The organism is Gilliamella bombicola (assembly GCF_900094945.1).
GTDB lineage: Bacteria > Pseudomonadota > Gammaproteobacteria > Enterobacterales > Orbaceae > Gilliamella > Gilliamella bombicola.
In genome coordinates, this window is sequence record NZ_FMAQ01000004.1 from 1 (window position 1) to 23,801 (window position 23,801).

Sequence of the window (23,801 nt, forward strand, 5' to 3'; positions counted from 1 at the left end):
AACGTTAAATACGGTGCACTACCTTCTATTTCCTTTGATGTATTTGCCGTCAATGCCATAGAACACTGCGCATACGACAATAAGAGTAGCAACACAAAAAACAACGGCAATTTAGGTAATCTAAATAATTTAAGTAAGTCTGGTAAGTTAGATAGAAAAGATAAGTGTCTCGGCCTTGGCGATAACCCTGCCGATAAACACGGCGACTTCACTAAGTGCAATGATTTTGATAATTTAGGTGATAAAAATAAGAACTGAGTCTGATTTAGACTACAGCAAAAATGAAAAAGATTTAGGGCGTAGGTTTGGCAGGCCAGATGCCAGATGCCAGATGCCATACATGGTAACGCATTTCGATCATCCTGTCAAGTAAATTTTTGTTTTATTTGAATTTTTATAACTAATTGCTCAACTAATGAGCTTCCCCCTTTGCTTTGAAAGCGTTTAAATTATAACCGTTTGATTGATGGTGCGCTACTTTTTTATTAAATATTTGTAAAATTTTGTTAGATGTATAAGGTTAAGCTTTTGTCGGTGTTTTTTGGCTAAAAAACACCAAACAAAAACTTCAATAAAATCAATACCTTTTCTGACCGATTTTTGAGTGGTAATTGCGTTGTTTTTTAACAAAAAAACAACGCACAAAAACACCCCAAGGTTATGTTGTTTGCCTTGATCCGGCATCAGAATATGCCGACAGCAAAGTGAGTTTGGCCATTGGCCACATTTGCAACCCAAGCATGGGCGTTAGGATGTTCGTTTTAATTCCCTGATTCGGTCAGGCCTTTGTCGCCACTTTGATCACTTAATAATAAACCTCCGAAATCACTCCCCCCTAAACTAAACCATCCCCTTTTGCTTAAAGATTCTTAATTAAGTTTCGGGTATAATTAGTGTTATTTTTCGATTATGGATACAATACTTATGCCTAATGCCGCTAAACCATTAAATATTATTTTTGCCGGTACCCCCGATTTTGCCGCCACTCATTTAAAGGCGCTTGTTGGTTCTGAACATAATGTGATTGCCGTTTTTACCCAACCCGATCGTCCAGCGGGGCGTGGCAATAAGCTGACGGCTAGCCCTGTTAAGCAACTCGCGATGGAATACAATCTGCCCGTTTATCAACCTGTAACCCTTAAAAAAGAAGAAAATCAAAAAATCATTGCTGATCTCAATGCCGATATTATGATTGTGGTTGCTTATGGGTTGATTTTGCCACAAGCAGTATTGGATATGCCTAGATTAGGCTGTCTAAATGTGCACGGTTCGTTATTACCCCGTTGGCGTGGTGCGGCACCAATTCAGCGTGCATGTTGGGCAGGCGATGAGCAAACTGGTATTACCATTATGCAGATGGATGCAGGGCTTGATACGGGTGATATGTTATATAAGCTGAACTGTCCAATCGAGCAAACCGATACCAGTGCATCACTATACGATAAACTGGCACAATTAGGGCCGCAAGCGTTGCTCGATACGTTGGCGCTCATTACTGAACAAAAAATCCAACCAGAAAAGCAAGATCCGTCACAAGCAACTTATGCCGAAAAATTATCAAAGCAAGAAGCTAAACTCGATTGGAATTTGCCTGCCGAGCAACTTGAGCGTTGCGTTCGGGCTTTTAACCCATGGCCTGTTAGTTTTTTTGATGTTAACGGTGAATCGGTTAAGGTGTGGCAAGCTCATGTTGTGAAAATGGACTCAAAACAGCCGGCGGGGACGATTTTGCAAGCCAATAAAAATGGTATTTGTATTGCCACTAGCCAACATGCCTTGAATATGACGCTTTTACAACCTGCAGGGAAAAAGCCGATGTCGGCACAAGATTTGTTAAACTCACGTCAATCTTGGTTTTCTGTTGGCGAAAAACTTAATACCGATTAGCCACAGCAATCTAACGGTGATGGTTGGTTATTAAGGTTGTAAACCATCGTTGATCACTTTGTTTTTAATTGAAAGCAATTTGCTAAAAATGAATTTATTGTGGCGAAGTTGACTTGATCAACATATAATCGTCACCATCCTAGACTATATAGTGAAAACATTAGAGGAATAATTTATGGGATTTTTAACAGGTAAACGTATACTCGTTACTGGTGTTGCAAGTAACCGTTCAATTGCTTACGGTATTGCACAAGCAATGCATCGTGAAGGTGCTGAACTTGCTTTTACTTACCAAAACGATAAATTAAAAGGTCGTGTTGAGGAGTTTGCCGCTGATTTTGGTTCAAAAATCGTGCTACCTTGTGATGTCGCGCACGATGAAAGCATTACTGAACTATTTACTGAACTTGCAAAAACATGGGATAAATTCGATGGTTTTGTTCATGCTATCGCTTTCGCACCAGGTGATCAATTAGATGGCGATTATGTTAATGCCGTTACCCGTGAAGGTTTTGCTATTGCTCACGATATTAGCTCTTATAGTTTTGTGGCTATGGCTAAAGCATGTCGTTCAATGCTAAATCCAAATTCAGCGTTAGTAACACTTTCTTACCTTGGTGCTGAACGTGCAATCCCTAATTATAATGTGATGGGTCTTGCTAAAGCATCATTAGAAGCCAATGTGCGCTATATGGCAAATGCAATGGGGCCTGAGGGTGTTCGTGTTAATGGTATTTCTGCTGGCCCAATCCGTACGCTTGCAGCATCTGGCATTAAGGACTTTAAAAAGATGCTATCTCACTGCGAATCAGTCACGCCAATTCGTCGCACTGTGACAACCGAAGATGTGGGTAATTCAGCGGCATTTTTATGTTCTAATTTAGCTTCAGGTATTACTGGTGAAGTCATTCATGTCGACGGTGGGTTTAGCATTGCGGCAATGAATGAGTTAGAACTTAAATAAGATTAATTTTTTAAAACGCAAAAAAAGGCATCAACCATTATTTTGATGCCTTTTTTTAATGATAGTAAATAACCAATTATTATCTTACTGCGTTATGTTATTCTTTTGTTAGTTTTGGGCAAAATAAAAAATTTAGAATACATAACTTCTTTTTTCCGCTAAAATCTGAAGTAATTTGCTCAATACAAGTCTGTTGGAGAAAAAATGAAAATAGCAAAAAATAAAGTAGTCAGTTTAGCATACCAAGTGCGCACTAAAGATGGTGTGTTAGTTGATGAAGCTACAGCTGCTGCACCGCTTGAATATTTACAAGGTGCCGGTAATTTATTACAAGATTTAGAAAAAGCATTAGAAGGCCATCAAGTTGGCGATAAATTTGATGTCGAAATCATTAACGCTTATGGCGATTTTAATGATGCACTGGTCCAAAATGTTCCACGCGATGTGTTTGTTGGGGTTGATGAGCTAGAAGTCGGTATGCGATTTTTTGCTGATACCGATCAGGGCTCTTTACCCGTTGAAATCACCGCTATTGATGGCGATACGGTGACGGTTGACGGTAACCATATGTTAGCAGGACAAGATTTGCAGTTTAATGTTGAAGTTCTGGCTATTCGTGATGCAACCGAAGAAGAAATCGCACATGGTCATATTCATGGTGCTCACGGTCACGATCATGGACACGGTGGTTGCGGTTGTGGCGGTCATGATCACGATGATGATGATGAAGATCACGGTTGTTGTGGCGGTGGCCATGGTGGATGTGGCTGTCACTAGTTTTTATCACTTATTGATATTAAAAAGCGCTATACAGCGCTTTTTCTTTTTGTGCAAAACTGGTTAGTTTTTTGTGAAATAAGTCGTAATATTTTCTTTATTGAGTTTATCTAATTAGCCAATCTATTAATAATTTACTTTTAGTCATTAAATAAAATAAAAGTACAATGTCCTTAGAACATTCCCAATTAATGCCGCGTGAAAAGCTGTTGAAGTTTGGTGTCGAAACATTAAGTGATGCTGAACTGTTGGCTTTATTTTTACGGACAGGCACTCATAATTCGCCTGTTTTGGAATTATCACAAAATCTATTAAATGATTTTGGCTCTTTGTATAATTTAATTAATGCAAGTCATCGTGATTTTTGCCAAAAACATGGCTTAGGCACGGCTAAATATACGCAGCTAAAAGCAGTTGTTGAACTCTCATCCCGTTATTTGAAAGTGAAGATGACGCACGAAAATTCACTTTCTTCACCATCTGTCACACACCACTATTTAGCAAGTCGATTAGCCAATAAAGATCGTGAAATTTTTATGGTGATTTTTTTAGATAATCAACATCATGTCATTTCGTCAGAAGAGATGTTTGTCGGTACCTATAATTGTGTAGAAGTACACCCACGCGAAGTAGCAAGGCGAGCATTACAACATAATGCAGCCGCATTAATTTTAGCCCATAATCATCCCTCAGGTATGGCGGAGCCCAGTCAAACAGATCGTCATCTTACTCAAAAAATAGAAGAAGTTTGTGAATTAATTGATGTTCGAGTTATAGATCATATCGTTATTGGTAAGGGCGAATATGTCTCTTTTGCTGAACGCGGATGGATTTCGTAGCTATTTTTACTTACAATGTAACTTGATCGACTAACTTATATATGAATCTATGCTATGAACAAACAATTAGAATTACTTGAAACCAAAGTCGCTTTTCAAGAAGTCACTATTGAAGAACTTAATCAGATGGTTACCAATCTTCAAGCTGATGTGAGTAAATTAAAAGAACAATTGGTTTTATTGTCCCAAAAGCTACAAGCAACTCAACCATCAAATATTGCTAATTTATCTGAAGAAACACCACCGCCTCATTATTAATAACATTTGAATCGTCCATCATCACTGCTATTTAATAATTTGACTATCCAATAGATAATCGTGCCGTGGTATTGCCATTGATAATAGCAAGTGGATGGATTGATAGCCTATCTTATGTAAGCTTATCAATTAGTCGATCAAGGTATAATAAATATAAATTTAGAAAATAAAAAAACCGGCACAAAGCCGGTTTTAGTACACAATGATTTAAAACTATTCAGCTGTTGCTTCTGCTTCTACTGCAGGACGATCAACTAATTCGATATAAGCCATTGGAGCATTATCTCCATCACGGAAACCACATTTTAAAATACGTACATAACCACCAGGACGGGTAGCAAAACGTGGACCTAAATCTGAAAATAATTTTTTAACTGTATCTTTATCACGGATACGAGCAAAAGCCAGACGGCGATTAGCTACGCTATCGCTTTTGGCTAGCGTAATTAACGGTTCAACAACACGACGCAACTCTTTTGCTTTAGGCAATGTAGTTTTGATGATTTCATGTTCAACAAGTGAACTAGTCATGTTACGAAACATTGCTTGACGATGGCTGCTATTTCGGTTCAGTTGACGACCACTTTTACGATGGCGCATAACTTTATCCTTCTTATATAAATTTTATCTTAGTCTTCAACAATACTTGCTGGTGGCCAGTTCTCAAGACGCATGCCTAAAGATAAACCACGAGATGCGAGTACGTCCTTAATTTCAGTAAGTGATTTCTTACCAAGATTAGGGGTTTTAAGTAACTCAACTTCAGTACGTTGTACTAAATCACCAATATAATGAACTGCTTCTGCTTTTAAGCAATTAGCAGACCGAACAGTTAATTCCAAATCATCTACTGGACGTAATAGAATTGGATCAAATTCCGGTTTATCTTCTTTAACTTCTGGTTGACGTACATCTCGTAAATCAACGAAAGCTTCAAGTTGTTCAGCCAAAATAGTCGATGCACGACGAATAGATTCTTCTGGATCGATAGTTCCATTGGTTTCCATATCAATAACCAGTTTATCTAAATCCGTACGTTGTTCCACACGAGCAGCATCAACAGAATATGCAATGCGCTCTACAGGACTATAACATGCATCAACTAACAGACGACCGATTGGTCGATCTTCATCTTCTGACTTAACGCGAGCAGAAGCAGGGACATAACCACGTCCTCGTTGTACACGAATACGCATACTAATTGAAGCATTGGCATCAGTAAGATGACAAATTACTAAATCAGGATTAACAATTTCAACATCACCATCATGAGTGATATCTGATGCGGTTACTGCACCAATACCTGATTTATTTAAAGTCAGCATAACATCATCTTTAGTATGTACACGCACTGCTAATTTTTTCAAATTAAGCAGGATATCAAGTACATCTTCTTGAACGCCTTCTTTAGTACTGTACTCATGCAGAACACCGTCAATTTCAACTTCGGTTACTGCATATCCCGGCATAGATGATAATAAAATGCGGCGTAGTGCATTACCTAAAGTATGGCCAAAACCACGCTCAAGCGGCTCTAAAGTCACTTTGGCATGTGTCTGACTGTATTGAACAACATCAACTAGGTGAGGTTTTAAAAACTCTGTTACAGAACCCTGCATTATGTCCTCTCTTAAGTGCTAAACTTTACTTAGAGTAAAGTTCGACGATCAAATGTTCGTTGATGTCAGCAGATAAATCTGAACGTTCTGGTAAGCGTTTAAACACACCTTCCATTTTGCTAGCATCAACTTCTAACCATGTTGGTTTTTCACGTTGTTCAGCTAGCTCTAAAGCGGCTTTAATACGTGCTTGTTTTTTTGATTTTTCGCGAACACTAATCACATCTTCAGGTGAAACTTGATAAGATGCAATGTTCACAACGCGACCATTAACAAGAACAGCTTTATGACTAACTAATTGACGAGCTTCAGCGCGAGTTGCACCAAATCCCATGCGATAAACAACGTTATCTAAGCGACGTTCTAAAAGACCAAGTAGGTTTTCACCAGTGTTGCCTTTAATACGCGCTGCACTTTTGTAGTAATTACGGAATTGACGTTCTAAAATTCCATAAATACGTCTAACTTTTTGTTTTTCACGTAACTGAACACCATAATCGGATAAACGCGGTTTACGCGCACCATGCTGTCCAGGAGCTTGTTCTAATTTACATTTACTATCAACCGCTCGGACGCCAGATTTAAGGAATAAATCTGTACCTTCACGACGACTTAATTTGAGCTTTGGTCCCAAATATCTTGCCATTTTATTTCTCCAATAATCCTAAACATTCAATGTTTAATAAAAAATTAAACACGACGTTTCTTTGGTGGACGACAACCGTTATGAGGAATCGGAGTAACATCAGTAATGTTAGTGATGCGATAACCCGCCGCATTTAATGCACGAATTGTTGACTCACGACCAGGACCAGGTCCTTTAACCATAACTTCCAGATTCTTAATTCCGTAATCTTTGACGGCTTCAGCACAACGTTCTGCGGCCACTTGAGCTGCAAAAGGTGTTGATTTACGAGAGCCACGGAAACCAGAACCACCAGCGGTTGCCCAACCTAACGCATTACCTTGACGATCGGTAATAGTTACGATTGTATTGTTGAATGATGCATGAATATGAGCTATACCATCAGAAACTTGCTTTTTTACACGTTTACGTGTACGAACAGGTGTCTTTGCCATTTAATTATACCTCAATTATTTCTTGATTGGCTTACGCGGTCCCTTACGGGTACGAGCGTTAGTCTTTGTGCGTTGACCACGGACTGGAAGTCCACGACGGTGACGCATGCCACGATAACAACCAAGGTCTAATAAACGCTTGATACTCATAGTTACTTCACGACGTAAATCACCTTCAACTGTGAATTTAGCGACTTGTTCACGTAACTTTTCAATCTGATCTTCAGATAGTTCTCTGATCTTCACATGTTCAGCAATACCCGCTTCAGCACAAATTGTCTTAGCGCGAGTACTTCCGATACCATAAATCGCTTGTAAAGCAATTACAGCATGTTGTTGATCAGGAATGTTAATGCCTGCTATACGGGCCACTATGCACTCCTTTATTGTTAATGTTTAGTGAATTCACCATACTGAAAAGCCCGTTTTCAGGATACTCAAACAGTGAATTCACAAATAAATCTAGGCTGGCTATTCTAGCCAGCTTTACTATACTTTGGCAAGTAAAATATGCAAAAGCACAACTTTTCAGTTAAATAAATTAACCTTGACGTTGCTTGTGTTTACCTTCAACGCAAATAACACGAACGATGCCATTACGTTTGATGATTTTACAATTTCTGCATAATTTCTTGACTGAAGCACGAACTTTCATGTTTTTCTCCGTAACTTCTGGCTAACTTATCGGCCGTAGCCTTTAAGGTTCGCTTTCTTTAACACTGACTCATAACGATTTGGCATCATTAAAGTCTGTACTTGTGCCATAAAATCCATGATTACAACAACAACGATTAATAAAGATGTTCCGCCAAATTGAACAGGAACTTTCATCGCACTTGTCATAAACATTGGAACCAAACATACAAAAGTAATGTAGATTGCGCCAATTAGCGTTAAACGAGTCATTACTTTGTCAATATACTTAGATGTTTGTTCACCTGGACGAATACCTGGAATAAATGCACCAGATTTTTTAAGCTGATCCGCTGTTTCTCTAGGATTGAAAACCAATGCTGTATAGAAGAAACAGAAGAAAATAATCGCTACTGCAAAAAAGATTATGTATAACGGTTGATCATGAGAGAAATATTGATTGATAAGCACCATAATATATCTCCATCCTTCACCATCTCCTTGGAACCAAGCAGCCATCATTGATGGTAACATAGCAATTGTTGAAGCAAATATTGCAGGAATAACGCCTGCCATATTAATCTTTAATGGTAAATGCGTACTTTGCGCAGCGTAAACACGACGACCTTGCTGGCGTTGCGCATAATTAACAACAATTCGTCGTTGACCACGCTCAACAAACACAACAAAATAAGTAACACCAATAACTAATGCAGCAACAACTAATAATAAAATCGGATGCAATGAACCAGAGCGAGCTTGTTCAATTGTTTCATAAATAGCATGAGGAAGACTTGCCACGATACCTGCAAAGATAATGATTGAAATACCATTACCTACACCTCGTTCAGTGATCTGCTCACCCAACCACATAAGAAACATAGTGCCAGTAACTAAGCTAACCGATGCAATAAAATAGAAAGAAAATCCTGGATTAATCACAACTTTACCATAATCAGGAATATTCGGTAAACTAGTCGCAATACCAACAGCCTGTATAATCGCTAAAGCTAATGTGCCATAACGAGTGTACTGACTAATTTTTTTACGACCAGATTCACCTTCTTTCTTTAATTCTGCTAATTTAGGGCTAATTGCCGTTAATAACTGCACAATGATTGATGCAGAAATATAAGGCATTATCCCTAAAGCAAAAATTGAAGCACGGCTTAAAGCACCACCAGAGAACATATTGAACATACCCACAAGACCATTTGATGATGCTCGTGTTAGTAAGTCCGATAACGCTTTAGTATCAATACCAGGAACAGGAATGTAAGAACCAAGACGAAAAACAATAAGCGCTAAAAGCACAAACATCAAACGCCTTTTGAGTTCACCACTGCCACCTCGTGCACTTTGAAAATCTAATCCTGGTTGCTTTGCCATCTTTCTACTTATTCCTCAATTTTTCCGCCAGCAGCTTCAATTGCAGCTTTAGCACCTTTAGTTACACGAATACCACGAACAGTTACTGGTTTAGTTACTTCACCAGATAACATGATTTTTGCATATTCAATTTGTGAGTTAATCACATTTGCAACTTTTAAGCTATTTAGGTCAACAATATCGCCTTCAACTTTCATTAGATCTGAAAGACGAACTTGAGCTGTAACTTGAGCTTTACGAGAGGTAAAACCAAATTTAGGTAAACGACGATATAAAGGCATTTGACCACCTTCAAAGCCGCGACGAACGCCACCGCCTGAACGAGATTTTTGACCTTTAACACCACGAGTACCTGTTTTACCTAGACCAGAACCGATTCCTCGGCCTAGACGTTTTGGTGCATGCTTTGAACCTTCAGCAGGAGATAAAGTATTTAAACGCATTACTATTACTCCTCTACTTTAACCATGTAATAAACTTGGTTTACCATACCGCGAATCGCAGGTGTATCTTCACGCTCAACAGTATGACCAATACGACGTAATCCAAGACCAACTAACGTCGCTTTATGCTTCGGTAGACGACCAATAGAACTACGGGTTTGTGTAATTTTAATTGTTTTTGCCATGGCTAATTACCCCAAAATTTCTTCGACGGTTTTACCACGCTTAGCAGCAACCATTTCAGGTGATTTCATATTTTCTAAGCCATCAATTGTTGCACGAACCACATTAATTGGGTTAGTAGAACCATATGCCTTAGCTAAAACGTTACGAACACCTGCAACTTCTAAAACAGCACGCATTGCACCACCGGCGATAATACCAGTACCTTCTGACGCTGGTTGCATATAAACACGAGAACCTGTGTGAGCACCTTTAACAGGATGCTGTAAAGTATCGTTATTTAAAGCAACGTTAATCATGTTGCGACGTGCTTTTTCCATTGCTTTTTGAATTGCTGCTGGCACTTCACGTGCTTTACCATATCCAAAACCTACGCGGCCATTACCGTCACCAACAACTGTTAGTGCAGAAAAACTAAAAATACGACCACCTTTTACGGTTTTAGAAACTCGGTTAACTGCGATTAGTTTTTCCTGCAGTTCACCAGCTTGTTTTTCGATGTTTGACATCTTTAACTCCTACCTTAGAACTGTAGGCCAGCTTCGCGAGCAGCATCTGCTAGCGCCTGAACTCGACCATGATATTGGAAACCCGAACGATCAAATGAAACTTCTTTGATATCTTTCGCTAATGCACGTTCAGCAATTGCTTTACCAACCGCTGCTGCTGCATCTTTGTTTCCGGTGTATTTTAAACTTTCACTGATAGCTTTTTCTAATGTAGAAGCGGCTGCCAGTACTTCTGATCCGTTTGGTGCGATAATCTGCGCATAAATATGACGCGGAGTACGGTGAACCACTAAGCGAGTTGCAAGTAGTTCATGCATCTTGCGACGCGCTTTAGTTGCACGACGGATACGAGCTGATTTCTTATCCATAGTGTTACCTTACTTTTTCTTAGCTTCTTTAGTACGCACAACTTCATCTGCGTAACGAACACCTTTACCTTTATAAGGCTCAGGACGACGATAAGCACGGATATCAGCAGCTACTTGTCCAATTAACTGTTTATCAGCACTTTTTAGTACGATTTCAGTTTGAGAAGGACATTCAGCTGTTACACCTGCAGGTAATTGATGTTCAATTGGATGTGAATATCCAAGAGATAAACCAATTGCATTACCTTTTACTTGTGCACGATAACCGACACCAACTAGCTGAAGTTTTTTAGTAAAACCTTCAGTAACACCAATGACCATTGAATTAATCAATGCACGAGCAGTACCAGCTTGAGCCCAAGCATCTGCAAATCCATCACGAGGAGCAAATTTAATTTGACCTTCTTCTTGATTAATCACAACAGCATCATTTATTGTGCGAGATAACTCGCCATTTTTACCTTTAATCGTAATTACCTGACCATTGAGTTTTACCTCTACGCCAGCAGGAACAACGACAGGTGCTTTTGCAACACGAGACATCTTTTTCTCCCTTACGCTACGTAGCAGATAATTTCACCACCAAGACCTGCTTGGCGTGCTGCACGATCAGTCATAACACCTTTAGAAGTAGAAACAACTGCAATACCTAGTCCAGCCATAACTTTTGGCAATTCATCTTTACGTTTATAAATACGTAAACCTGGACGGCTAACACGTTTGATACTTTCTACAACAGCTTTACCTTGGAAATATTTTAAAGTGATTTCCAATTCTGGCTTAGTGTCACCAACAACTTTATAGTCCCCAATATAACCTTCTTCTTTTAGCACATTGGCAATTGCCACTTTTAGCTTAGAGGAAGGCATGGTGACTGCAACTTTATTCGCAGATTGACCGTTACGAATACGGGTCAACATATCTGCTATAGGATCTTGCATGCTCATCTATAACACTCCCCTGATTACCAACTTGCCTTTTTAAGACCAGGAATCTCACCACGCATGGCTGACTCACGAACCTTAATACGGCTTAAACCAAACTTACGAAGGACGCCATGAGGACGACCAGTTTGACGACAACGACGACGTTGACGTGATGGACTAGAATCACGAGGAAGCGTTTGCAATTTAAGCACTGCATTCCAACGATCTTCATCTGATGCATTAAGATCAGAGATAATCGCTTTTAATTCTTGACGCTTTGCAAAATATTTTTCTGCTAGCTTTACGCGTTTCTTATCGCGTTCAATCATTGATTGTTTAGCCATTATGCCCTACCTTACTTACGAAATGGGAAGTTAAAGGCAGATAATAAAGCTCGGCCTTCTTCATCTGATTGTGCACTTGTTGTGATAGTAATATCTAAACCACGAACACGATCAACTTTATCATAATCGATTTCAGGGAAAACGATTTGCTCACGAACACCCATGCTATAGTTACCACGACCATCAAAAGATTTTGCGCTTAAACCACGAAAATCTCGAGTACGAGGAAGAGCAATATAAACTAGACGTTCAAAAAATTCCCACATACGTTCGCCACGTAAAGTGACTTTACAACCAATAGGATACCCTTGACGGATTTTAAAACCAGCAACTGATTTGCGTGCTTTTGTGACAAGTGGTTTTTGACCACTGATTGCAGCTAAATCTGCAACCGCATTATCTAATAATTTCTTATCAGTAATTGCTTCACCCACACCCATATTCAAGGTGATCTTTTCGATCCGAGGGACTTGCATGACAGATTTGTAGCCAAACTGTTCTTGCAGTTTATTTACTACCTGTGCTTTGTAGTAATCATGCAGTTTCGCCATCGTACACTCCAAATTACTTAATTGATTAATTCATTAGTAGACTTATAAAAACGGACTTTTTTACCGTCTTCAATACGAAAGCCTACGCGATCTGCTTTGCCTGTAGCTGGGTTGAAAATTGCTACGTTAGAAACATTAATTGCTGCTTCTTTTTCAACAATTCCACCTTCTTGATTTAATGCAGGTACTGGTTTTTGATGTTTTTTCACCAAATTAATACCTTCAACAATCACTTTGCCTGTAGACAAAACGCTTTTTACTTTACCGCGTTTACCTTTATCTTTACCGGTTAACACGATAACTTCATCTTCTCGACGGATTTTCGCTGCCATTACCCGCTCCTTACAGTACTTCTGGTGCTAATGAAATGATCTTCATAAACTTCTCAGAACGAAGTTCACGAGTGACCGGTCCAAAAATACGCGTACCAATCGGTTGCTCACTGTTATTGTTTAAGATAACACAAGCGTTACGATCGAAACGAATGACAGATCCATCAGGGCGACGAACACCTTTTCTAGTGCGCACTACAACAGCTTTAAGCACATCACCTTTTTTAACTTTACCACGTGGAATTGCTTCTTTAATGGTAACTTTGATGATATCACCAACCGCTGCATAACGACGGTGCGATCCACCGAGAACTTTGATACACATTACACTACGTGCGCCAGAGTTATCGGCAACATCTAGCCTTGTCTGTTCTTGGATCATTTTAATGCTCCGTATAAATAAATTATTGTCTAATCTACCTTCATCCACCTCAACTACCATGGATAAGAATAGACAACCAAAAACCCACTTACGTGAGGGCGCATAGTATAACACCACTCAAATAAAATGGATAGCATAAAATAAACGGCCACTCAGCCGTTTATTATATTATGTACAGTTTTTAATCAAAAAAGATTAGATAACTGCTTTTTCAACGATTCGAACAAGAGTCCAAGATTTGGTTTTTGATAATGGACGACACTCTTTAATTTCTACAGTATCACCAATACCACACTCGTTGTTTTCATCATGTACATGCAATTTAGTCGTACGTTTAATGAACTTACCATATAACGGATGCTTCACTTTACGTTCAATAGCAACAGTAATAGATTTATCCATTTTGTCGCTAATAACACGACCTTGCTGAGTACGAATTTTTACTTCAGTAGTCATATTACGCACCCGCCTTCTCAGTTAATAACGTTTTAACACGTGCAATATTACGACGCACTTGTTTTAACATATGAGTCTGTGTTAACTGACCTCCAGCTAATTGCATACGTAAGTTAAATTGCTCACGTAATAAATTAAGAAGTTCAGTATTTAACTCTTCAACGCTTTTTTCGCGTAGCTCTTTTGCTTTCATTTACATCACCGTCTTAATCACAAAGGTGGTTTTAATTGGCAGTTTTGCAGCTGCCAACGCAAATGCTTCACGAGCAACTTCTTCCGGTACACCGTCCATTTCATAAAGGACTTTACCTGGTTGAATCTGAGCAACCCAGTATTCAACGTTACCCTTACCTTTACCCATACGCACTGCAAGTGGTTTTTCGGTAATTGGTTTATCAGGGAAAACTCGAATCCAGATTTTACCTTGACGCTTAACTGCACGAGTCATTGCACGACGTGCTGCTTCGATCTGGCGCGCAGTCAAACGACCACGACCTACAGCCTTAAGACCGAATGTACCGAAACTAACATCAGTACTTACAGCAAGACCACGATTGCGGCCCTTGTGCACTTTACGGAATTTTGTACGCTTTGGTTGTAACATCAGCGACGCTCCTTATTGTTTTCGGCCTTTTCGCTGCTTTTTCGGTTGAGCAGCAGGTTGTTTTTCTGCTTGTTCAACGGCAGCCATACCACCAAGGATCTCACCTTTGAAGATCCACACTTTAACACCAATAATACCATAGGTAGTTAATGCTTCAGACAAACCATAGTCGATGTCCGCTCGTAATGTGTGTAAAGGTACACGACCTTCACGATACCATTCGCTACGAGCAATTTCAGCGCCGCCTAAACGACCACTTACTTCAACTTTGATACCTTTAGCACCCGCCTTCATTGCATTTTGAACCGCACGTTTCATAGCACGACGGAACATAACACGGCGTTCTAATTGAGAAGTGATACTATCAGCAACTAATTTTGCATCAAGTTCTGGTTTACGAACTTCAGCAATATTAATTTGTACTGCAACATCACGTTTTTCTCTTTTGTCTTTATATTTATTGACAATAGAAGCTACGGCATTACGTAATTTTTCAACGTCCTCGCCTTTTTTACCAATCACAATACCCGGACGAGCAGTGTGGATAGTAATACGAACGTTAGTTTCTGCTGAACGATCGATCACAATCTTAGAGATTGACGCTTGAGCTAATTCTTTGTTCAAGAACTGACGCACTCTAAAATCACTTTCTAAATTATCAGCGAATGTCTTTGTACCCGAATACCATGTAGATGTCCAAGGCTTGACGATGCCTAAACGGATACCATTTGGATTTACTTTTTGACCCATTGCTATTCTCCAGCCTAGCGATCTGAAACGATCACGGTGATGTGACTCGTACGCTTCAAAATTCGATCTGCACGACCTTTCGCACGAGGCATAATACGCTTCATGGTTGGGCCTTCATCTACGAAAATTTTCGCAACTTTTAGATCATCAATATCAGCACCATCGTTATGCTCTGCATTAGCAATAGCAGACTCTAATACTTTTTTAACAAGTACAGCCGCTTTTTTATTGGTGTACGTTAAAATATCTAGTGCCTGAGACACATTCTTACCGCGAACAAGATCTGCAACTAAGCGAACTTTTTGTGCAGAAGAACGAGCGTGGCGGTACTTTGCAATTGTTTCCATCTCTTTCTCCTACTTATTTCTTCTTAGCTTTCTTATCAGCCGCATGGCCGCGATAAGTACGAGTCGGCGCGAATTCACCCAATTTATGACCAACCATTTCGTCGGAAACATAAACTGGAACGTGCTGACGACCATTATGGACAGCGATGGTCAAACCGATCATGTTAGGAAAGATCGTTGAACGACGGGACCAAGTACGAATTGGTTTCTTGTCCCCGCTTTCCACCGCTTTCTCTACCTTCTTCAGCAAGTGTAGGTCAATAAAAGGACCCTTCTTGAGAGAACGTGGCATAGCTAATCCTCTATATTAATTATTTCTTATTGCGACGGCGAACAATATACTTATCAGTACGTTTGTTGCTACGCGTTTTCAATCCTTTGGCTTTTTGACCCCATGGAGACACAGGATGTTTACCAAAGTTACGACCTTCACCACCACCATGTGGATGGTCTACCGGGTTCATTGCTGTACCACGAACAGTAGGACGAATACCACGCCAACGCGATGCACCCGCTTTACCTAATACGCGAAGCATATGCTCTGAGTTACCCACTTCACCAACAGTGGCGCGGCAATCAGATAATACTTTACGCATTTCACCTGAACGTAGACGTAATGTTACATAAGCACCATCACGCGCAACGATTTGAACATAACTACCAGCAGAGCGAGCAAGTTGTCCGCCTTTACCTGGTTTCATTTCAATATTATGCACGGTAGAACCGACTGGAATATTGCGCATTGGTAAACAGTTACCTGTTTTAATCGATGCATCAACACCAGATTGGATCTGATCACCTGCTTTTAAGCCTTTAGGCGCTAAAATATAACGACGTTCACCGTCTTTATATAAAACCAATGCAATATTTGCACTACGGTTTGGATCATATTCCAAACGTTCAACAACTGCTGGAATACCATCTTTATTACGCTTAAAATCGACAATACGATAATGTTGTTTATGACCACCACCGATATGACGGGTAGTGATACGACCATTATTATTGCGACCACCAGTTTTGCTTTTTGAATCAAGCAACGGTGCATAAGGCTTACCTTTATGCAACTCTGGGTTAACCACTTTAACAACGTGGCGACGACCCGGAGATGTAGGTTTACACTTAACAACTGCCATTGTTCTTACTCCTCCGAATTACTCAGCGACGCCAGCAAGGTCTAAATTTTGACCTTCTGCTAAAGTAACGTAAGCTTTTTTCCAGTCGCTACGGCGACCGATTTGTTGACCACGACGTTTAACTTTGCCTTTAACAACAAGAGTATTAACGTCATCTACTTTAACTTCAAATAGTTGTTCAACTGCGGCTTTAATCTCTCTCTTAGTAGCATCTTTAGCAACTTTCAATACTAATGTATTTGTTTTTTCCATTGAAATAGATGCTTTTTCAGAAACATGTGGTGCTCGCAGGACTTTAAGCAGACGCTCTTCACGAATCATGCTAACATCTCCTCTACTTGTTTAACAGCATCAACAGTGATAACCACTTTGTCAAATGCAATCAAACTAACTGGATCAATACCTGCCACATCACGCACATCAACTTTATGCAAGTTGCGTGCTGCTAAGAAAAGATTTTCATCAACTTCAGATGCGATAATAAGAACATCATTAAGGTTCATATCATTTAATTTCTGAGTTAATAATTTAGTCTTAGGTGCTTCAACAGTAAATGTTTCAACCACAACTAAACGTTCTTGACGCACTAATTCAGAGAAAATACTCTTTAATGCACCACGATACATTTTACGGTTAACTTTTTGGCTATGATCTTGCGGTTTTGCTGCAAATGTCACACCACCACTACGCCAAATTGGGCTCTTAACAGAACCTGCACGAGCACGACCTGTGCCTTTTTGACGCCATGGTTTTTTGCCTGAACCAGCGATTTCTGCACGAGTTTTTTGTGCGCGAGAACCTTGACGAGCAGCAGATGCATAAGCAACAACTACTTGATGAACTAACGCTTCATTAAACTCACGTCCGAAGGTAGTTTCGGAAACAGAAAGCGCTTGCGCGTCTTTTACTACTAATTCCATCTCTATCTCCTCGACGTTAAGCCTTGATTGCCGGTTTAACAATTACGTCACTATTGATTGCGCCAGGAACTGCACCTTTAATTAATAAAAGATTACGTTCAGCATCAACACGTACAATATCTAAGTTTTGAACGGTTACACGTTCATTACCTAAGTGACCTGCCATTTTACGACCTTTGAACACTTTACCTGGAGTTTGGTTTTGACCGATAGAGCCATGACCACGGTGTGCCAAAGAGTTACCATGAGTTGCATCTTGAGTACGGAAATTCCAACGCTTAGTTACGCCAGCAAAACCTTTACCTTTAGATGTTCCAGTAACATCAACTTTTTTAACGTCTGTGAAAATATCAACGTTAATACTTTGACCTACAGTAAATTCGCCTTCTTCAAAACGGAATTCCCATAGACCACGACCAGCTTCAACGCCAGCCTTAGCGAAATGACCTGCTTCAGGCTTGTTTACGCGACTTGCTTTTTTGCTGCCAGTAGTAACCTGAATAGCTTGATAACCATCATTCTCAAGTGTTTTAACTTGAGTAACACGGTTGCTTTGAACTTCAACTACGGTGACAGGAATAGAAACACCCTCTTCGGTAAAGATGCGTGTCATTCCTACTTTACGACCGATTAAACCAATCATTGTTTCGACCTCTCAATCATTCAGCTCAGGATTAACCTAAACTGATCTGCACATCAACACCGGCAGCAAGATCTAGACGCATTAAAGCATCAACTGTTTTTTCAGTTGGCTCAACGATATCAACTAGACGTTTATGAGTGCGAATTTCGTATTGATCACGCGCATCTTTATTAACGTGCGGAGAAATCAATACAGTAAAACGCTCTTTGCGTGTCGGTAATGGAATAGGACCACGAACTTGCGCACCAGTGCGCTTCGCAGTTTCTACAATTTCAGCAGTTGATTGATCAATCAAACGATGATCAAACGCTTTTAACCGGATACGGATTCTTTGGTTCGACATGGACCAGAGCTCCATTATTTAAAAGTTATAACAAAAGACTACTCCTCTTGCCCTGTTTCGATTGACAGGAGAGTGTAATCCGTTCTTTTTCGTAACCCCCAAATCGGGAGTATTGTCGATATAATTAGCTATTTTCTACATAACAATTATATCTTTTCATCATTTGCTTATATAAAGGCAATAAACAAAGTGGGTGGATTATACTCCTTTAGTTAACTAACGGCAAGAAATAAATACAGATATTTGGGTTTAAAAATAAAGCGTTTTTTCTGGTTAGTAATTTACCAACATCAGATTTTAATCATCTAACCAGATTTAATATTTATTTTATATAGTGAGGTAATCATTCGTCATCATGATAACGAGTCAATGATCTTCTTTGGCGTGATTAAGGCTATATCTCGGAATCTCGACCTCTAGATCTTGATTCGTGACGCGAGCTTGACAACTTAAACGGCTATGAGGTTCAACACCCCACGCTTTGTCTAGCATGTCATCTTCTTGCTCATCACTTTCTTCTAAAGAATCGAACCCTTTGCGAACAATACAGTGGCATGTAGAACAAGCACATGACATTTCACATGCATGCTCAATTTCAATATCATTGCGCAATGCCACTTCTAAAATAGATTCGCCTTCTTGTGCCTCAACAGTTTTTCCTTCTGGGCAAAGATCGGCATTCGGTAAAAAAGTAATTTTTGGCATAATAATCTCGTTAGTTAAATATCATCAATTCTATGACCAGTTAAAGCATGACGAATAGACCTATCCATTCGCTTGGCAGCAAAATCTTGTGTCACGTTATCTACAATTTTTATTTGCTTTTCAATTGCGTAACTATTATCTGATTCACTCGCTACTTGTAATTGATGCTTAGCTGCTAAAATCAGGTTCAGTTCCTTTTCATTTAATAAGTCAGCATCTTTATCTAAGGCACTTTGTAAGCTTTCAAGCACTCTAGCAGCCTCAACTTTTTGTTCAGCAAGCATTCGAATCTGTTTATCTTGCTCTGCATTACTGATTGAATCTTGAATCATATCAGCAATTTCATTATCAGTTAATCCATATGAAGGTTTTACTTGGATAGTCGCTTCAATACCCGTCGATTTTTCCATTGCTGTAACATTTAATAAACCATCAGCATCAACTTGAAAAGTCACCCTAATGTGCGCACCACCAGCCGGCATTGGTGGGATACCTTGCAATGTAAAACGAGCCAACGATCGACAGTCAGCAACACTTTCGCGTTCTCCTTGTAAAACATGAATCATCATCGCTGTTTGACCATCTTTAAAAGTGGTGAATTCTTGAGCCCTTGCACACGGAATCGTGCTATTACGTGGAATGATTTTTTCAACCAATTCGCCCATGATTTCAATGCCTAACGACAATGGGATCACATCAAGTAATAACATCTCTGAATCAGGCTTATTTCCAACCAAAATATCAGCTTGAATAGCTGCACCAATGGCAACTACTTTATCCGGATCAATAGAGGTTAATGGATTCGTTTTGAAATAATGTCCCACTGATTCTCTTACTAATGGCACTCGAGTAGAGCCACCAACCATAACAACTTCAACCACTTCATCTACACTAATCTCGGCATCTTTTAACGCTCGGCGACAAACGGCTAAAGTACGTTTAACCAATGGCTCAATTAATTGTTGAAATTGCTGGCGGGTAATAGTCAACGACTGATTATCAATCGACAATACAGCCGAATCTTGACGACTCAGTAAAATCTTTATTTCAGTCGCTTGGTTACTAATTTTTTGATTAATGTAAGGGTCTTTATTATTAACTAATCCTAATTCCCTCTTTATATAGTCAGCCAGTAACCGATCAAAATCATCACCACCAAGTGCAGAATCACCACTGGTTGCTAAGACTTCAAAAACACCTTTATTTAACCGCAAAATAGAAATATCAAAAGTACCACCACCTAAATCATAAACAGCGATAACCCCTTCCTTTCCTGAATCTAAACCATAGGCAATCGCAGCTGCTGTAGGCTCATTGAGTAAACGCAGTACATGCAAACCAGCTAATTTTGCAGCATCTTTTGTTGCTTGCCGTTGTGCATCATCAAAATAAGCCGGCACGGTAATAACAACCCCATCAATTTCACCTTGCAAACTCTCTTTTGCTCGCTCAGCTAAAGCGGTTAGAATTTCTGATGAAACTTGTATTGGATTGACTTGATCATTAGGCAAATTTAATAAAGGAACACCATTTTCAGTTTGTGAAAAAGTATAAGGAAAATGTGATAAATCTATATCAGATAAACTTCGCCCCATTAATCGCTTAATAGAACTGACAGTATTTTGCGGATCATTAACGGCATTGTCTTTGGCATTTTTTCCAATCGTAATAATGGGGTTATCATCATGATCAACACCATAATGCACAACGGATGGTAACAATGAATTACCTTCTAAATCAGGCAATACCTCTGCTTGTCCGCTTCTAACTGTTGCTACTAATGAATTAGTTGTGCCAAGATCAATCCCCACCGCAAGGCGACGCTGATGTGGTAAAGGAGTTTGCCCTGGTTCACTGATCTGTAATAATGCCATTTAATCTATCTCTATCGATACGTTACTTATTTTAAATTATAAATCAAATTGCTTTTCTTGTAACTTTTCGATTTGCTCAATCAACCTAGCAAGATAGCGGATTTTATAGATCTGGTTAAGTGCAGTTGACCAATCTTGTTTAGCAATAAATTGTAATAATTCATTATAAACGGTATTTTGACGCGCAATAATTTCAGCATGAAAATCATCTAATAACTCAAAATTACCTTTGCTTTCGATATCATCAAGTCTTTCACGTAAAACAAATTGCTCCATTAAAAAATCGGCATCATGAATAATATTTTGTTCAGTTGCCACATCAAAACCTTGTAGAGATAAAAAATACTCGGCCGCTTTGATTGGATTTTTTAACGTACGGTAACCATCATTAATGGTTGCAGATTTTTGAACAATTGCCACTTTATCGTTATCGGTTGCAACGGCAAAATTATCTGGATGATATTGCCTTTGCAATTGCTGATAATGATTTGTTAGCTCAGCGGTATTCACAGGTAATTGAACCGGCAAATTAAATAGCTCAAAGTAATTAACCATAATTATTGTGTCCAATTACACATTAAAGCTTTCACCACAACCACATTCGTGTTGTACATTGGGATTATTAAACTTGAAACCTTCGTTTAATCCTTCTTTAACAAAATCAAGTTCAGTACCATCAATATAGACTAAGCTCTTTTTGTCGACGATAACTTTGACATGTTTGTCTTCAAAGACACTATCATCATCATTAATCACATCGGCAAACTCTAAAACATACGCCATACCAGAACAACCGGATGTTTTAACACCTAATCGTAGCCCAACACCTTTTCCTCGATTAGTAAGGAAAGCTTGGACACGATCAGCTGCGCTATGAGTCAATGTGATTGCCATTAGCGTTGTCCTTTTTTGGTTTTATAGTCTTCAATAGCTGCTTTAATTGCATCTTCCGCTAAAATCGAACAATGAATTTTAACTGGAGGTAAAGCAAGTTCTTTAGCAATATCCGTATTTTTGATAGCTCCTGCTTCGTCTAATGATTTACCTTTTATCCATTCAGTAACCAAAGAACTTGATGCAATGGCACTACCACAACCATAAGTTTTAAACTTAGCATCTTCAATAATGCCGTTATCATTCACTTTAATTTGTAGACGCATCACATCCCCACACGCTGGTGCGCCAACCATACCGCTACCAACATTAGGATCATTTTGATCAAATGAACCAACATTACGAGGATTTTCATAATGATCAACAACTTTTTCACTATATGCCATAATTTACTCCTAATTTTAATGTGCTGACCATTTAATTTTTGTTAAATCAACGCCATCTTTAAACATTTCCCAAAGTGGCGATAAGTCTCTTAATTTTTCAATAGATTCTTTAATTAATTTAATAACATAATCTATTTCTTCTTCTTTGGTGAAACGACCAATAGAAAAACGAATTGAACTGTGAGCAAGCTCATCATTCAGACCTAATGCTCTAAGTACATAAGAGGGTTCCAAACTTGCAGATGTGCAAGCTGAGCCAGATGAAACAGCTAAATCTTTTAAAGCCATCATCAATGATTCACCTTCAATATAAGCAAAGCTCACATTTAAGATATTTGGCACACTGTGCTCTAAAGATCCATTAAGATAGACTTCTTCGATATCTTTTAAACCATTCCATAAACGATTTTTTAAGGCTAATAAGCGTGGCATTTCGGTTGCCATCTCTTCTTTAGCGATACGATATGCTTCGCCCATACCCACAATTTGGTGTACAGGTAAAGTGCCTGATCGCATCCCACGTTCATGACCACCACCATGCATTTGTGCTTCAATGCGCACACGTGGTTTGCGCCTTACATAAAGCCCACCAATACCTTTTGGACCATAAATCTTATGACCCGAAAATGACATTAAATCAACTTTTAATTTAGTCACATCAATGGGTAATTTACCAACCGATTGTGTTGCATCAACATGAAAAACAATACCACGCTCACGACACATCTCACCAATTTTTTCGATGTCTTGTATTACGCCTGTTTCATTATTGACGTGCATAATTGATACAACGGTTGTATCACTACGCATTGCTGCTGCAAGTTTATCTAGATTGATTATACCATTAGATTCTGGTGCTAAATAAGTTACTTCATAGCCTTCTCGCTCAAGTTGGCGACAAGTATCAAGCACAGCCTTATGTTCGGTTTTACAAGTAATAATGTGCTTACCTTTGGCTTGATTAAAATGAGCAGCACCTTTGATTGCTAAATTATCCGCTTCTGTTGCACCTGACGTAAAAACGATTTCGCGCGAATCTGCTCCGATAAGATCAGCTATTTGATTACGTGCAATATCAACTGCTTCTTCAGCTTGCCAACCAAATTTGTGGGAACGAGATGCTGGATTACCAAATATACCGTCTGGCGTTAAATATTGCATCATTTTTTCAGCAACTCTAGGATCTACAGGGGTTGTCGCTGCATAATCCATATAAATAGGTAGTTTCATTAATTACTCCCAATGACAAATTCTGTATT

Annotated in this window: 40 protein-coding genes; 5 read left to right on the plus strand and 35 right to left on the minus strand. The window is 39.2% G+C overall.

Annotated elements, in window-relative coordinates; genetic code table 11:
• Positions 1–338: hypothetical protein (locus tag GA0061081_RS10985; protein WP_141683341.1), on the minus strand; the 338-nt coding region annotated here is incomplete at its 3' end.
• Between the two features lie 571 nt (positions 339–909).
• Between GA0061081_RS10985 and fmt the strand changes: the two genes are divergently transcribed.
• The 5 genes from fmt to GA0061081_RS05125 all read left to right on the plus strand — a co-directional run bounded on the left by fmt (position 910) and on the right by GA0061081_RS05125 (position 4,725).
• Entirely contained in the window at positions 910–1,887 is a 978-nt protein-coding gene (gene fmt / locus GA0061081_RS05105; RefSeq protein ID WP_238786058.1) for a methionyl-tRNA formyltransferase, read from the plus strand.
• A 175-nt stretch (positions 1,888–2,062) separates the two neighbouring features.
• On the plus strand, positions 2,063–2,851 hold the full coding sequence (fabI, locus tag GA0061081_RS05110) for an enoyl-ACP reductase FabI (protein ID WP_091347759.1): 789 nt from the start codon (positions 2,063–2,065) through the stop codon (positions 2,849–2,851).
• 204 nt (positions 2,852–3,055) lie between these two features.
• Complete coding sequence (gene slyD, locus GA0061081_RS05115; protein WP_091347762.1) at positions 3,056–3,628, plus strand: peptidylprolyl isomerase; 573 nt, start codon at positions 3,056–3,058, stop codon at positions 3,626–3,628.
• A 167-nt stretch (positions 3,629–3,795) separates the two neighbouring features.
• Positions 3,796–4,467 carry a RadC family protein gene (radC, locus tag GA0061081_RS05120; RefSeq protein WP_091347764.1) on the plus strand — a complete coding sequence of 224 codons (672 nt, stop codon included), beginning with the start codon at positions 3,796–3,798 and terminating at the stop codon, positions 4,465–4,467.
• Positions 4,468–4,521: 54 nt separating this feature from the next.
• Positions 4,522–4,725 (plus strand): SlyX family protein, encoded by a 204-nt coding sequence (locus tag GA0061081_RS05125; RefSeq protein WP_091347767.1) that lies wholly within the window; start codon positions 4,522–4,524, stop codon positions 4,723–4,725.
• Positions 4,726–4,938: 213 nt separating this feature from the next.
• On the opposite strand, the gene rplQ is transcribed toward GA0061081_RS05125, so the two are convergent.
• The 34 genes from rplQ to GA0061081_RS05295 all read right to left on the minus strand — a co-directional run bounded on the left by rplQ (position 4,939) and on the right by GA0061081_RS05295 (position 23,772).
• On the minus strand, positions 4,939–5,325 hold the full coding sequence (rplQ, locus tag GA0061081_RS05130) for a 50S ribosomal protein L17 (RefSeq protein WP_065558593.1): 387 nt from the start codon (positions 5,323–5,325) through the stop codon (positions 4,939–4,941).
• 29 nt (positions 5,326–5,354) lie between these two features.
• On the minus strand, positions 5,355–6,344 hold the full coding sequence (locus tag GA0061081_RS05135) for a DNA-directed RNA polymerase subunit alpha (protein WP_091347769.1): 990 nt from the start codon (positions 6,342–6,344) through the stop codon (positions 5,355–5,357).
• Between the two features lie 25 nt (positions 6,345–6,369).
• A complete protein-coding gene (rpsD, locus tag GA0061081_RS05140) occupies positions 6,370–6,990 on the minus strand; it encodes a 30S ribosomal protein S4 (RefSeq protein WP_065567150.1) in 621 nt (206 codons plus the stop codon).
• 44 nt (positions 6,991–7,034) lie between these two features.
• Positions 7,035–7,424, minus strand: coding sequence for a 30S ribosomal protein S11 (rpsK, locus tag GA0061081_RS05145; protein ID WP_025314405.1), 390 nt, complete (start codon positions 7,422–7,424; stop codon positions 7,035–7,037).
• 15 nt (positions 7,425–7,439) lie between these two features.
• Entirely contained in the window at positions 7,440–7,796 is a 357-nt protein-coding gene (rpsM, locus tag GA0061081_RS05150; protein ID WP_091347772.1) for a 30S ribosomal protein S13, read from the minus strand.
• A gap of 169 nt (positions 7,797–7,965) precedes the next feature.
• Positions 7,966–8,079: a 50S ribosomal protein L36 gene (rpmJ, locus tag GA0061081_RS05155; protein ID WP_025314403.1), complete on the minus strand. Its 114-nt coding sequence runs from the start codon at positions 8,077–8,079 to the stop codon at positions 7,966–7,968.
• Positions 8,080–8,105: 26 nt separating this feature from the next.
• The gene (gene secY, locus GA0061081_RS05160; RefSeq protein WP_091347775.1) at positions 8,106–9,446 is read right to left on the minus strand and encodes a preprotein translocase subunit SecY; all 1,341 of its coding nucleotides are present in this window, start codon (positions 9,444–9,446) and stop codon (positions 8,106–8,108) included.
• Positions 9,447–9,454: 8 nt separating this feature from the next.
• On the minus strand, positions 9,455–9,889 hold the full coding sequence (rplO, locus tag GA0061081_RS05165) for a 50S ribosomal protein L15 (RefSeq protein WP_065586688.1): 435 nt from the start codon (positions 9,887–9,889) through the stop codon (positions 9,455–9,457).
• A gap of 5 nt (positions 9,890–9,894) precedes the next feature.
• The gene (rpmD, locus tag GA0061081_RS05170; protein WP_025314400.1) at positions 9,895–10,074 is read right to left on the minus strand and encodes a 50S ribosomal protein L30; all 180 of its coding nucleotides are present in this window, start codon (positions 10,072–10,074) and stop codon (positions 9,895–9,897) included.
• Between the two features lie 6 nt (positions 10,075–10,080).
• A complete protein-coding gene (gene rpsE / locus GA0061081_RS05175; RefSeq protein ID WP_025314399.1) occupies positions 10,081–10,581 on the minus strand; it encodes a 30S ribosomal protein S5 in 501 nt (166 codons plus the stop codon).
• A 14-nt stretch (positions 10,582–10,595) separates the two neighbouring features.
• Positions 10,596–10,949 carry a 50S ribosomal protein L18 gene (gene rplR, locus GA0061081_RS05180; RefSeq protein WP_025314398.1) on the minus strand — a complete coding sequence of 118 codons (354 nt, stop codon included), beginning with the start codon at positions 10,947–10,949 and terminating at the stop codon, positions 10,596–10,598.
• A gap of 9 nt (positions 10,950–10,958) precedes the next feature.
• Positions 10,959–11,492 carry a 50S ribosomal protein L6 gene (rplF, locus tag GA0061081_RS05185; RefSeq protein ID WP_091347778.1) on the minus strand — a complete coding sequence of 178 codons (534 nt, stop codon included), beginning with the start codon at positions 11,490–11,492 and terminating at the stop codon, positions 10,959–10,961.
• A gap of 11 nt (positions 11,493–11,503) precedes the next feature.
• Positions 11,504–11,896 carry a 30S ribosomal protein S8 gene (gene rpsH, locus GA0061081_RS05190; RefSeq protein WP_065567155.1) on the minus strand — a complete coding sequence of 131 codons (393 nt, stop codon included), beginning with the start codon at positions 11,894–11,896 and terminating at the stop codon, positions 11,504–11,506.
• 17 nt (positions 11,897–11,913) lie between these two features.
• The gene (rpsN, locus tag GA0061081_RS05195) at positions 11,914–12,219 is read right to left on the minus strand and encodes a 30S ribosomal protein S14 (RefSeq protein WP_025314395.1); all 306 of its coding nucleotides are present in this window, start codon (positions 12,217–12,219) and stop codon (positions 11,914–11,916) included.
• 11 nt (positions 12,220–12,230) lie between these two features.
• Positions 12,231–12,770 (minus strand): 50S ribosomal protein L5, encoded by a 540-nt coding sequence (rplE, locus tag GA0061081_RS05200; protein ID WP_065558584.1) that lies wholly within the window; start codon positions 12,768–12,770, stop codon positions 12,231–12,233.
• A 17-nt stretch (positions 12,771–12,787) separates the two neighbouring features.
• Complete coding sequence (gene rplX / locus GA0061081_RS05205; RefSeq protein WP_065561017.1) at positions 12,788–13,102, minus strand: 50S ribosomal protein L24; 315 nt, start codon at positions 13,100–13,102, stop codon at positions 12,788–12,790.
• Positions 13,103–13,112: 10 nt separating this feature from the next.
• Complete coding sequence (gene rplN / locus GA0061081_RS05210) at positions 13,113–13,484, minus strand: 50S ribosomal protein L14 (RefSeq protein WP_025314392.1); 372 nt, start codon at positions 13,482–13,484, stop codon at positions 13,113–13,115.
• A 195-nt stretch (positions 13,485–13,679) separates the two neighbouring features.
• The gene (rpsQ, locus tag GA0061081_RS05215) at positions 13,680–13,940 is read right to left on the minus strand and encodes a 30S ribosomal protein S17 (RefSeq protein ID WP_034911151.1); all 261 of its coding nucleotides are present in this window, start codon (positions 13,938–13,940) and stop codon (positions 13,680–13,682) included.
• A 1-nt stretch (position 13,941) separates the two neighbouring features.
• The gene (gene rpmC / locus GA0061081_RS05220) at positions 13,942–14,133 is read right to left on the minus strand and encodes a 50S ribosomal protein L29 (protein WP_034902373.1); all 192 of its coding nucleotides are present in this window, start codon (positions 14,131–14,133) and stop codon (positions 13,942–13,944) included.
• Entirely contained in the window at positions 14,134–14,544 is a 411-nt protein-coding gene (rplP, locus tag GA0061081_RS05225) for a 50S ribosomal protein L16 (RefSeq protein ID WP_034911153.1), read from the minus strand.
• 12 nt (positions 14,545–14,556) lie between these two features.
• A complete protein-coding gene (gene rpsC, locus GA0061081_RS05230) occupies positions 14,557–15,294 on the minus strand; it encodes a 30S ribosomal protein S3 (RefSeq protein WP_065557248.1) in 738 nt (245 codons plus the stop codon).
• Between the two features lie 14 nt (positions 15,295–15,308).
• Entirely contained in the window at positions 15,309–15,641 is a 333-nt protein-coding gene (gene rplV / locus GA0061081_RS05235) for a 50S ribosomal protein L22 (protein ID WP_034947997.1), read from the minus strand.
• Between the two features lie 13 nt (positions 15,642–15,654).
• The gene (gene rpsS, locus GA0061081_RS05240; RefSeq protein ID WP_024496505.1) at positions 15,655–15,933 is read right to left on the minus strand and encodes a 30S ribosomal protein S19; all 279 of its coding nucleotides are present in this window, start codon (positions 15,931–15,933) and stop codon (positions 15,655–15,657) included.
• Positions 15,934–15,952: 19 nt separating this feature from the next.
• Positions 15,953–16,777 carry a 50S ribosomal protein L2 gene (gene rplB, locus GA0061081_RS05245; protein ID WP_091347782.1) on the minus strand — a complete coding sequence of 275 codons (825 nt, stop codon included), beginning with the start codon at positions 16,775–16,777 and terminating at the stop codon, positions 15,953–15,955.
• Between the two features lie 18 nt (positions 16,778–16,795).
• On the minus strand, positions 16,796–17,098 hold the full coding sequence (gene rplW / locus GA0061081_RS05250; RefSeq protein ID WP_034885052.1) for a 50S ribosomal protein L23: 303 nt from the start codon (positions 17,096–17,098) through the stop codon (positions 16,796–16,798).
• A complete protein-coding gene (gene rplD / locus GA0061081_RS05255) occupies positions 17,095–17,697 on the minus strand; it encodes a 50S ribosomal protein L4 (protein ID WP_065586696.1) in 603 nt (200 codons plus the stop codon). Before rplD ends, rplW begins: the two co-directional genes overlap by 4 nt.
• 16 nt (positions 17,698–17,713) lie before the next feature.
• Positions 17,714–18,340 carry a 50S ribosomal protein L3 gene (rplC, locus tag GA0061081_RS05260; RefSeq protein ID WP_065558577.1) on the minus strand — a complete coding sequence of 209 codons (627 nt, stop codon included), beginning with the start codon at positions 18,338–18,340 and terminating at the stop codon, positions 17,714–17,716.
• A gap of 31 nt (positions 18,341–18,371) precedes the next feature.
• Positions 18,372–18,683 (minus strand): 30S ribosomal protein S10, encoded by a 312-nt coding sequence (rpsJ, locus tag GA0061081_RS05265; protein WP_006120582.1) that lies wholly within the window; start codon positions 18,681–18,683, stop codon positions 18,372–18,374.
• Between the two features lie 366 nt (positions 18,684–19,049).
• Complete coding sequence (gene fdx / locus GA0061081_RS05270) at positions 19,050–19,388, minus strand: ISC system 2Fe-2S type ferredoxin (protein WP_091347785.1); 339 nt, start codon at positions 19,386–19,388, stop codon at positions 19,050–19,052.
• Between the two features lie 14 nt (positions 19,389–19,402).
• Positions 19,403–21,262, minus strand: a complete 1,860-nt coding sequence (hscA, locus tag GA0061081_RS05275) for a Fe-S protein assembly chaperone HscA (protein ID WP_091347789.1) — start codon at positions 21,260–21,262, stop codon at positions 19,403–19,405.
• Between the two features lie 36 nt (positions 21,263–21,298).
• A complete protein-coding gene (gene hscB, locus GA0061081_RS05280) occupies positions 21,299–21,817 on the minus strand; it encodes a Fe-S protein assembly co-chaperone HscB (protein ID WP_091347794.1) in 519 nt (172 codons plus the stop codon).
• 15 nt (positions 21,818–21,832) lie between these two features.
• Complete coding sequence (gene iscA, locus GA0061081_RS05285) at positions 21,833–22,156, minus strand: iron-sulfur cluster assembly protein IscA (protein ID WP_091347797.1); 324 nt, start codon at positions 22,154–22,156, stop codon at positions 21,833–21,835.
• A complete protein-coding gene (gene iscU, locus GA0061081_RS05290; RefSeq protein WP_065586702.1) occupies positions 22,156–22,542 on the minus strand; it encodes a Fe-S cluster assembly scaffold IscU in 387 nt (128 codons plus the stop codon). Before iscU ends, iscA begins: the two co-directional genes overlap by 1 nt.
• Before the next feature lie 15 nt (positions 22,543–22,557).
• The gene (locus GA0061081_RS05295; RefSeq protein WP_091347800.1) at positions 22,558–23,772 is read right to left on the minus strand and encodes an IscS subfamily cysteine desulfurase; all 1,215 of its coding nucleotides are present in this window, start codon (positions 23,770–23,772) and stop codon (positions 22,558–22,560) included.
• Between the last annotated feature and the right edge of the window lie 29 nt (positions 23,773–23,801).